Origin of the sequence: Lacticaseibacillus jixiensis (assembly GCF_042847315.1) — a bacterium.
GTDB classification, from domain to species: domain Bacteria; phylum Bacillota; class Bacilli; order Lactobacillales; family Lactobacillaceae; genus Lacticaseibacillus; species Lacticaseibacillus jixiensis.
Genome location: NZ_BAAFPR010000047.1, coordinates 1 through 9,490, shown reverse-complemented (window position 1 = coordinate 9,490; position 9,490 = coordinate 1). Strand labels below are relative to the sequence as shown.

Below are 9,490 nucleotides of genomic sequence, written 5' to 3'. Positions count from 1 at the left end.
CGCCAAAATTTTACGAGATGTGCGACACACATGGCGTCGACTTTTTGGTTCGACTCAAGGCAAATTCAAAGCTTGGGAAGCTGGCAGAAACGGCCTTAGTGGATTGCCCTCCAAAATATGAAGAGAGCAAATGCGTCTACCACGAATTCAAGTATCAGGCCGCGTCATGGGGTAAAGCTCGCCGTGTTATCGTATGTTCTACTCATACGGCAGATGAGCTAGTTCCCTGGAACCACGCATTCGTAGTGACCAGCCTGGCCTCCGAGGCTCCAGAGACTTTGTTCAAGACCTATAGACAGCGGGGCAATGCTGAGAACCAAATTAAGGAGCTGAAATGCGGGTTTGGCTTTGACAAAACAGACAGCTCAACTTTTGCACGGAACACTGCACGAGCCTTGATCACCGGTATTGCCTATAACCTGGTTCAGCTCTTTAAACAGCTCTTTGTCTCGGAAGACCGTCGTTCAACCATCTCCTCGCTACGGTTCAGCCTCTTTCACATCGCCGGTAGGATTACTTGGCACGCCCGTCGTGTGGTGATTCATCTTGCTTCTAACTATGTTTACAAGAACTGGTTTAGTCGGCTCATGGACGAAGTCCATCAGTTGGCGACCTGAACTGAATAACTGAATAGGTCGTGCGTCGAGCCGAAAACTGGGTCGGTCTGTTCGTGGTGCATCGATCACCAACTTCTCCGCTCAGTCAGTATTCGCAACGATCCAAACGTTGCTTTCAGACCGGCCAGATGCGATTTCATGTCCCAAATACCGAGGTGAATAATCCAGGTTCATGTAATCCGGGCCAGAGGTAAAGTAGTACAGATCATCTAACTGTTTGCCGCGATATAAGTCCGTGTAATAGGTGTCCAGCTTGCCTTGATCGACTTTGACATGAGTCCCGCCCATGACCACTTCATCATGAATGATACTAATATACGGATCTTCCATGGTGTAGATCATACTATCAGGAACTAATGTCCATTCGTCTTTAGCGGTACGCTTGAACAAGCGCGCCCAAGAGCGCATCCATTCTGCCCGGCGTTCCACCCGGCCAAACAAGTAAGTCTGGCCAGCATATTGGAACGGTTGTGAGCAGTTGTACACATCATAGCCGTCAACGCCGACGAAGCGCTGGATCGCAGCGTCTGTAGGGGTGAAAGCCGCTTCTAACTTCGCCTTTTCTTTCTTTAGGTCCATCATTACCTCCTAAACGTCTTGCCTATCGATCCACTCCAAACACCGTGGAAACCAAGTGGCATAATGCGGATCGATTTGTTCTGAATCACCGTCTGCTGAACGCGCCGTACCTAGTGATAAGCCATGCGGGCCAAACTGGAAGATGTGCCCTTCAAAAGGTACCTTAGCGCGGCTTAACGCCGTCATGAACGCCAACGTGTTGTCGACTGGCACCAGCCCATCTTCGGCAGTACCAAACAGGAACGTCGGCGGATTGTCGGCAGTGACTAACGTGTCTAAAGACGGTGCTTTCAGCTGCAACAGTTCGTTCATCGAATCTAAGATGCAAGCATAGCCCAAGATCACCAATTGCGGGCGATAAGTCTTGGCGGTACTGGCATAAGCTGCCGCCAAATGCCCGCCAGCGGAGAAGCCGATCAAAATCACTTGCGTTGGATCGATCCGCCAATCAGCTTGGTGTGCTGCAATGGCCTCAAATGCTTGCATCACATCATCAAGGGCGTTGTGGTAACCGCGATGCTCTGCCACGGAGTAATTCAACACCAAGGCTTGATAGCCTTGTTCGTTGAAGGCTTCGGCAATTGGCGCAGATTCGCGCGGACTAACGAAACCATACCCGCCCCCTGGCAAGATCATCACCGCCGACGCCTTGCTCGGCTGATCGAGGCCGTAATAATCCACACTCACATTACGCGCTTCATTTAATACTAAGTGCATCCGTGATGTCTCCCATCTTCAGAAACGGAACCGCAATGTCTTGATTTCATAAGGCCGGAAACTCAGCTGATCAAGATCGACAGCGCCGGTCTTTTCTTCCATCAAGTTCGTTTCTTCAACTCCAGCAAAAGCAAATTGCGGCTGCAGGGCAAATGTCTGGCGTGCGCCGGTGTAATCATGGAAGCGCACGATGAGTCCTTGCCCATCTTCCGCCTGCTTCACAGCGTCCAAGGCCACTTTAGCTTCTGGCTCAAAGGCAAATAATTGATGCGTTTCTCCCGTTGCTGTCCCAATCAGCAATGGTGAATTCAACGCCCATGCCACTTGTTGCGTATCACTGGCGTTAACTGTCTCAAGGTGAGGATACAGGCTGTAGGTGAAAGTGTGCTCACCTTCATCGGCAACCGGATCCGGATAGACGGAACTGCGCAACAGGCTAAGGCGCATCACATTATCTTTGATGTCATAACCATACTTGCTATCGTTCAACAAGCTGACGCCATAATCCGTTTCAGACAAATCTGCCCACTGATGGCCAACAGTTTCAAACTTGGCCAGATCCCAGCTGGTGTTCCAATGCGTCGGCCGCTTAACGTTCCCATATTGAATATCGTAAGTGGCTTCAGAGGCTCGAATATCAACCGGAAAGGCAACCTTCATCAACCGCTGCTTCTCATGCCAATCGACATGGGTAATGAAGTCGATGCGCCGTTCATCAGCGAAGATACGCATGATCTGCTTCAGCTTCGAACGGCCAAACTCATAAGTGAATTGCACTTCAGTTACAGCATCGGTTTGCGTCAAGACTTCAGCTTTGATCGCTTGAATATCTGTTTCCTTCTCGTTATAGAAAAGATCGATGTTCCAAGCATTAAAGTCCAGCGGTTTGTCTTCAAAGAGTTGCAACTGATTACCTAATGCGCCAGGTGCCAACACTTCACGCTTAGCCACCTTGTCATAAACTGACGTCAACTGACCAGTTTCATTCCACTTGATCGAATAGAACTTGGTTTCAACGGCGTTGGTTTGAGTGACAGGTGAAACTTCAGCCGCTGCCGGCTGCACCGCATACTGCTGTGATGCCGTTGGGGCAACTTGCGGCACCTTGACATAGCGGCCATCAACTAAGTCCGCGTATGGCAAAGCTTTGCCAGCTTCATCGACAAGCGTTGCAGTTTGTTGGGCTTGCGGCAGCTTGACCCATTGTGATTGGGTCCAACTGCTGGTATTCAATACTGTCAACTGATCATTTGCAGCTGGTTGATCAGAGGCAATCAGCTTCTGCAAGCTTGCCAAACTGGTTTGATACTCACGATCAGAATCACGATAAACCTCATTGATCGAAGAACCCGGGATGATATCGTGGAACTGATTACGGGCCAAAGTGATCCATAGATCATGCAATTCTTGCGCAGGATATGCTTGCTGATCAAAGATCAAGCGCATCGCATTGGTGATTTCAGCATTGCGCAAGGCCAATTCCATCTTACGGTTGTACAACTTGTTGTTGGATTGGTTCGTATAAGTCCCGCGGTGGAACTCGAGGTAAAGCTCGCCATCCCAATGCTGAACATAACTTTCGGAATGCTCAACCGTATCATGCAGCCGCGCCACGTAATCATCGATCCGCGATGGCTTGACCCAAGGCAAGCCGTCGATGCGATCCATTTCCCGCCGGTTCTCCAACATGTTGCGGTTGACCCCGCCGCCGCCATCGCCGTAGCCATAAGCTAACAGCAAGTCGCGGTTAACTTCCTTGTCCTTATACGCATCATAGATGCCTTTGACGATGTTCGGTTGCAGATAACCATTATAAGTAAACCGCTTGTAGAAGGTTGGATCGCCTTCTCGCCCTGGTTCTGGGGTGGTGATGAAGTGCGTCAACACTTCAGAACCGTCCATGCCGCGCCACATAAAGGTGTCATGCGGCATCCGATCGATTTCATTCCAACTGATCTTGGTGGTAATGAAGGTATCCACCCCAGACTTCTTCAAGATCTGCGGCAGTGCCCAGCTATAGCCGAACACATCTGGCAGCCACAACACAGTGGAATCTTGATTAAACTCCCGCTTGAAGAAGCCTTTGCCTAACAGGATCTGCCGCGTCAATGCTTCACCAGAAGGGATGTTGCAGTCTGCTTCCAGCCACATTGCACCGCCGACTTCCCAGCGGCCTTCCTTGACCCGTTCCTTGATTTTGGCATAGATTTCTGGATAGTCTTCCTTGATGTACTCATACATTTGAGGTGAGCTATGGAAGAAGACATAATCCGGATACTCATCCATCAACCGCAACACGGTGGAGAAGGAGCGCGCAATCTTCTCACGCGTGTTCTTCAACTGCCACAACCACGCCACATCGATATGCGTATGGCCGACTGCTGAAACCGTCACCGGTGTCTGCTTTGGCATCGCATCGATCTTAGCTTGCAAATAGTCATTGGCTGCTTTCATCGAAGTGTAGAAATCTTCAGACCCAGGCTGCGAGAAGTCGATTTCGTTGATGGCATGGTTCAGCCACTGCGTGTACAGCGGCACATCAGGATGATTCTCATCCAAGGCCTTGATCGTCTGGATCAAGTTATTGCTCAGATAGAAGAAGTCATACGTCGGTTGATCGACATAAGCATAATCTGCGTAACTAAACGTATACTCCTGATCAACTTCGCTGCCATCACCTTGCAAACCCCGCCCAGTCCAAGCTTTCAACGTCAGCGTAACGGTTTTGCCGGCATATTGGCTGGCATCAAAATAAGTTTCATGATGATTGCCATCTACGCCTTGATACGGATGATCATCAACAAACAACAAGCTTTCAGAACCGCCTAACCCGCCTGGGAAAGAACTCCCAAAGTCAAAGAGCAAGACTAAGCGATGTTCATCTGAGAACTCTGGTACTGTAAACTCGGTCTGGAACCAATAATAGTCATCATGGCCCACCCACTTATCACCTGCCGCAAACGGCTGCCACGGACCGTTCACTTCATGGGGATATTTCAGGACCTTACTCTCATCCTTAAACACCTGCCACCCAGTGATCGGTTGCCTTTTGCGATAGCGGTATTGCGCTAATTCGGCTACCCGCGCCACCAACTTTTCCTTAGTAAAATACATTTAATTACCCCGATCCCGACAATCATCTTTTCTCTGCCACGTATTTGTCTAATTCTGGTACAACTGCTTCATACCAACGATCTGAGAAGATCTTGTATCCAAGGGGACCTGGATGCACCCCGTCACGCATCACTTTCTGCCAACCATAATTCTGGCAAACCTGGTTTAAGATGCCATCCAAACTGATGTCGATTGCCTGATATTCCCTAGCTAAGCGACGCACGATCTGAATCTTTGGATCGAGATCTTTGCGCCAATGATACCGATCAATATCAGCATCACTCACGACCCATGGTTCAGCTACAACAATATTAGGAATCTTCAATGCTACTGCTTGGTCAAGGATTGAGCGATAATGCTTCTCAAATCGTTCGAACTCTCTGGTAGTTCCAAAGGTATCTTTCTTTTCGTTGTAACCGGTGTCATTAATGCCAATCAAAATCGAAACAACATCCGGAATCGGCCCACCAATGTCTTCGATGTCCTTGGTAAACCGGGAATCTAATCCCTCAATAATGTCACCGCTGAACGCACGGTTATACACCTCAACTTCTTCATCAATGTAATGCTCTTGAAGCATAGCTTTCAGCATAAATGGAAAACCGATACCAAGATACATATCCACGTCATCACGCCAGCGTGCATCTGTGATACTATCGCCGTTAAATACAACCTTCATTTCTGTCTCCTAAGCATCCTTGTTTAAATATTTATCGTATACGCTCGTAAGCAAGTAATCATCTAACCACGCTACTACAGCAATACCACCGAAAGAAGCAAGGTAGACAAGTGTCAACATCCCAGTAGGGTTAATTGTCTGCAGTATCAGAAACAGGAGCAGTATTCCCGCCATTATTGATCTCACATTAGTTAGTCCGATTCGAAAAGCGTTGTATAAGGAGCGCTTGAATACATCTTGATATCTCGAAGCATAGTCGACAAATGTAACAATCACAACACTCCACATCGTCATACCAATGAGGCTACAAAAACGAGAATATAACGCAAACACGCCGCTTACCTGAAACGACCACATAAAACTAAGTGCTGCAACAATCAGAAGTGGTAGGAAAATTACCATGGCTTTAACACCCATTGTAAAATTGCGTAGCAATCCTCGAAAATATACGGCATACGGTTCTCCAGTATGCGCTCGAACCAAACGGATCGATTGACTTAATGAAATCATATTGCCCATAATATTAACCAATGGAAGGGAGGTTGCAATAAACAATATATTCAGAAAGAAAACGTCCACTGCAACACTCAGCTTACGAATTAATGGATTATCGTAGCTAAATAATTTTCTGATCATTGCATTTACTCCTCTTACTGGTTCATCGTCTTATCGTATCGCTTCAATGCTTTCTGTTGAATTGATAAAAACTTCTTAAGCCCCATCGTGTTCAACTGCTTAATATAAGCATTCCATTCCTTATCCACGCCGCCCTTTGTAACCCACTGAGCATACTTATTACCAGCATAAGCATCAATATCAGCTAACAACGAACTTAACTCTTTTTGCTCCTCCGGCTTGAAACTTAATGCTGGGTACTGTGGGCCAGTATACTTGTCTAAAGGCGTTGCAATCTTACGGCGAAGGCCGTCACCTTGGTTATCAATATAGTGAATCTTGTTTGCTAAAGCATCATCACCGTACTGCGGTGCCCAATCACGGAAGGCATTGTTAATTGCAAAGTCATCCTGCACCCAATGTTTCTTGGACTTATCCTTCAACAAACTGTAAGTCCCATCGCTATTCTTTTTAGTGGTTTTGCCAAACGGGCCATAATAGGACTGAATTGAATTATCTGGAGTGTAGAATTGATCAACCCACTGTAGTAATTTCTTAGGATTCTTGCATGCGGTCGTGACTTCAAATTGATTCCGCGAATACGGGTCTTGATCGCGCAACGCAACTTTCTTACCATCGACGCCTACTAAAGCTGGAGCTGCAACATATTCATCTGGTGTTTTACCCAAGTTAACTGGGTTATAAGTTACCGCGCCACCAACCTTGGAAGCATTGGTAAACTTCGTCATCAGTTTCGTAAAATCTTGAGTGAAGAATTCAGGATCAATCCCGCCACGCTTGTAAAGGTCATGCATATGCTCTACGGCCTTCTTGAATGTCTCTGTGGCCGGTGTGTAGTAAACTTTTTTCCCATCATAATTCATCCACTGAGTTGTGGTACTACTGCTGGCTTGCACACCCCATGGAATCATCGCAATGTTGGTAAAGCCATCCAAACCGACTTCATCTTTTTTACCATTCCCGTTGGGATCTTTTGTCGCCATAGCCACCATAACATCTTCAAATTCTTGATACGTGGTCGGCATCTTGAGCCCTAGCTTATCTAGCCACTTCTTGTTGATGTACAATTGATTACCAGTAATTGTACGTCCTGTCATTCTTGATGGTAAAGAATAGATATGCCCATCAGCACTGGTTACGATAGCCCGCATCTTTGGATCCTTTTTCATGATTTTGGTTAGGTTGGGCATTGTTTTCTTATTGATGTATTTTTCCAAGGGAATCAGTGACGCTAGGTTGTTAGCAATATCCGCGTCGCCCAACGCAGTATTCCCAAAAAATGCATCCGGCAGCTCACCACCGCCAAGAACCGTCCCTTTCTTGTCTCCCCACTCAAGAGTTGTGTAAGTCTTCCACTTGACCGTGACGTTAGTAGCCTTACTTGCAGCCGGCACAGTACCCTTCGCTCGATATGTTTTACTACTACCTGGGAAACGGACATTTAATACAGTAAATGAATTGTTGTTGCTACTGTCATTGGCGTTTTTACTGCCACAACCGCCCAATAATGCGGCCATCGCCAAACCCATACCTAGCGCCACATAGTTCCGTATTTTCATTTTACTCTCCCCTATTCTTTGATCGAACCGATCATTACGCCCTGGTTGAAGTATTTCTGTAAGAATGGATATACGCACATAATTGGTAAGGTAGAAACAATCATCGCACCGTACTTCATCATTTCTGAGCGCTGCTGTGAAAGCGCCGCAGAAGCCGTTGCAGAGGCACTACCCATATTGCCCATACCTTCATTAACAATTAAGAGTCGCCGAAGAATTAATTGTAACGGTTGAAGGTTTTCACTCTGGATATAAATCATCGCATCAAACCAAGAATTCCAAATACCTACGGCGGCCCATAGCCCAATTACCGCAATAATCGCTTTCGAGAGCGGAATAGCAACTTGAATAAAGAACCGTCCAATCCCACAACCGTCAAGCTGAGCAACCTCCCAAAGCGTTTCCGGAATATTTTCCTTAAAGAATGAGCGAATGACCAAGATATTGTATGTCGACACAGCCCCCGGCAGGATAAGAACTAATGGATTGTTCAGCAAACCAAGGTGGCGGATATTTAAGTAGGTTGGAATCAACCCCCCACCAATAAACATCGGAATGGCGAAGAATAAGAAAATCCATTTTTTACCTACCAACTCTGGACGCGATAACGCATAGCCGGCTGGTAAGTTCACCGCGAGTTGTACCAACGTTCCTGCTGCAGTATAAATAATAGTATTCCGATAGCTCGTCCAAATAAGCGTTGCTGAGAACAGTTGCTTGTACCCATCAAAATTTAAGTGCTTAGGAATCAAGAATACTTCACCATTGGCGATATCTGCAGGGTTGCTAATCGATGCTATGATCCTGGATTATTCACCTCGGTATTGGGGACATGAAATCGCATCTGGCCGGTCTGAAAGCAACGTTTGGAGCGTTGCGAATACTGACTGAGCGGAGAAGTTGGTGATCGATGCACCACGAACAGACCGACCCAGTTTTCGGCTCGACGCACGACCTATTCAGTTATTCAGTTCAGGTCGCCAACTGATGGACTTCGTCCATGAGCCGACTAAACCAGTTCTTGTAAACATAGTTAGAAGCAAGATGAATCACCACACGACGGGCGTGCCAAGTAATCCTACCGGCGATGTGAAAGAGACTGAACCGTAGCGAGGAGATGGTTGAACGACGGTCTTCCGAGACAAAGAGCTGTTTAAAGAGCTGAACCAGGTTATAGGCAATACCGGTGATCAAGGCTCGTGCAGTGTTCCGTGCAAAAGTTGAGCTGTCTGTTTTGTCAAAGCCAAACCCGCATTTCAGCTCCTTAATTTGGTTCTCAGCATTGCCCCGCTGTCTATAGGTCTTGAACAAAGTCTCTGGAGCCTCGGAGGCCAGGCTGGTCACTACGAATGCGTGGTTCCAGGGAACTAGCTCATCTGCCGTATGAGTAGAACATACGATAACACGGCGAGCTTTACCCCATGACGCGGCCTGATACTTGAATTCGTGGTAGACGCATTTGCTCTCTTCATATTTTGGAGGGCAATCCACTAAGGCCGTTTCTGCCAGCTTCCCAAGCTTTGAATTTGCCTTGAGTCGAACCAAAAAGTCGACGCCATGTGTGTCGCACATCTCGTAAAATTTTGGCG

The 9,490-nt window shown here is 47.2% G+C and carries 9 protein-coding genes; 1 reads left to right on the top strand and 8 read right to left on the bottom strand.

What is annotated here, in order from left to right; all coding sequences use genetic code 11:
* On the top strand, positions 1-617 hold a 617-nt coding region (locus ACGG90_RS14860; RefSeq protein WP_390407408.1), incomplete at its 5' end, for a transposase.
* 81 nt (positions 618-698) lie between these two features.
* On the opposite strand, the gene ACGG90_RS14855 is transcribed toward ACGG90_RS14860, so the two are convergent.
* The 8 genes from ACGG90_RS14855 to ACGG90_RS14820 all read right to left on the bottom strand — a co-directional run.
* A complete protein-coding gene (locus ACGG90_RS14855; RefSeq protein WP_390410605.1) occupies positions 699-1,196 on the bottom strand; it encodes a DUF1861 family protein in 498 nt (165 codons plus the stop codon).
* A 9-nt stretch (positions 1,197-1,205) separates the two neighbouring features.
* Positions 1,206-1,913 (bottom strand): alpha/beta hydrolase, encoded by a 708-nt coding sequence (locus ACGG90_RS14850; RefSeq protein WP_390410603.1) that lies wholly within the window; start codon positions 1,911-1,913, stop codon positions 1,206-1,208.
* Between the two features lie 18 nt (positions 1,914-1,931).
* Positions 1,932-5,027 carry an alpha-mannosidase gene (locus ACGG90_RS14845; RefSeq protein WP_390410601.1) on the bottom strand — a complete coding sequence of 1,032 codons (3,096 nt, stop codon included), beginning with the start codon at positions 5,025-5,027 and terminating at the stop codon, positions 1,932-1,934.
* A gap of 22 nt (positions 5,028-5,049) precedes the next feature.
* Positions 5,050-5,706 carry a GDSL-type esterase/lipase family protein gene (locus ACGG90_RS14840; RefSeq protein WP_390410600.1) on the bottom strand — a complete coding sequence of 219 codons (657 nt, stop codon included), beginning with the start codon at positions 5,704-5,706 and terminating at the stop codon, positions 5,050-5,052.
* A 9-nt stretch (positions 5,707-5,715) separates the two neighbouring features.
* Entirely contained in the window at positions 5,716-6,342 is a 627-nt protein-coding gene (locus ACGG90_RS14835) for a hypothetical protein (RefSeq protein ID WP_390410598.1), read from the bottom strand.
* Positions 6,343-6,356: 14 nt separating this feature from the next.
* A complete protein-coding gene (locus ACGG90_RS14830; RefSeq protein WP_390410597.1) occupies positions 6,357-7,901 on the bottom strand; it encodes a sugar ABC transporter substrate-binding protein in 1,545 nt (514 codons plus the stop codon).
* A gap of 11 nt (positions 7,902-7,912) precedes the next feature.
* Entirely contained in the window at positions 7,913-8,653 is a 741-nt protein-coding gene (locus ACGG90_RS14825; protein WP_390410595.1) for a carbohydrate ABC transporter permease, read from the bottom strand.
* Between the two features lie 220 nt (positions 8,654-8,873).
* Positions 8,874-9,490, bottom strand: a 617-nt coding sequence (locus ACGG90_RS14820; protein ID WP_390407408.1) for a transposase, incomplete at its 5' end; no start/stop codon positions are given.